Below are 1,065 nucleotides of genomic sequence, written 5' to 3' on the forward strand. Positions count from 1 at the left end.
CTAGGTGTACTGACCCGTGAGGTTGGGGACGCGGCTGGCGGGTGGTTGGCCCTTGAGCGCGGTGTGTCCGCGGTGGTGATTGTAGGTGTGGAGCCAGGCGGGGTAGGCGTCGCGTCGCTCGGCTTCGCTGCGGTAGGGCTGTGCGTAGGCCCATTCGTCGAGGAGGGTCCGGTTGAACCTCTCGACTTTCCCGTTGGTCTGGGGCCGGTAGGGACGGGTTCGTTTGTGTGAAATCCCCAGCTCTGCGAGGGAGTTGCGCCAGAGGTGGGATTTGTAGCAGGAGCCGTTGTCGGTCAGGACGCGTTCGACGGTGATCCCGGCCCGGGCGAAGAAGGCGTGGGCCCGCGTCCAGAATCCGACGGCGGTCTCCTTCTTCTCGTCGGCGAGGATCTCGCTGTAGGCGAGGCGGGAGTGGTCGTCGACGGCATTGTGGAGGTAGCTGTAGCCGGCGCCGGAGCGGGTCTTGCGGCCCGCCTGGCGTCCGAGGGCCTTGTGGCCGCCTCCGTCCGGAATGTTGCCGAGCTTCTTGATGTCGACATGCACCAGCTCGCCCGGGCGGTCGCGCTCGTAGCGGCGGATCACCCGGCCGGTGGCACGGTCCAGGTGCATGAGCCGGGCCAGGCCGAAGCGGGTCAGGACCCGGTGCACCGTGGCCGGGTTCAGCCGTAGCAGGCCCGCGATGCGGGCCGGTCCCCACCGGCGCAGCACACGGACCTTGATGATCCGGCGTTCGGTGTGGGTCGGGGTCCGGCGCGGGCTGCGGTGCGGGCGGCTGGAGCGGTCGGCCATGCCTGCCTCGCCGAGTTCGCGGTAGCGGCCCGCCCAGCGCTGAGCCGTCGTGGGCGAGACCTGGAAACGCTCGGCGGCACGGCGCAGGGTCCAGCCGTCCTCGACCACGCAGCGGGCCAGTCGCAGGCGTCCGGTCTCAGTCAGGGGTGCATTACGGTGGGGCATGAGGGCCTTCCGGTCGGTGTTGACGTCGCAATCCACACCGAACCCGGAAGGCCCTCACTCGTTCAAGATCACCCCACCGTGAAACCCGTCACCAACCTCCGTGGACAGAAC

1 protein-coding gene is annotated in these 1,065 nt (G+C 69.0%); it reads right to left on the reverse strand.

Going from position 1 to position 1,065, the window contains the following annotated elements; translation table 11 throughout:
- Complete coding sequence (locus SZN_RS37165; protein WP_043735585.1) at positions 1-954, reverse strand: IS481 family transposase; 954 nt, start codon at positions 952-954, stop codon at positions 1-3.
- Between the last annotated feature and the right edge of the window lie 111 nt (positions 955-1,065).

The sequence above is a fragment of the Streptomyces zinciresistens K42 genome (genome assembly GCF_000225525.1).
GTDB classification, from domain to species: domain Bacteria; phylum Actinomycetota; class Actinomycetes; order Streptomycetales; family Streptomycetaceae; genus Streptomyces; species Streptomyces zinciresistens.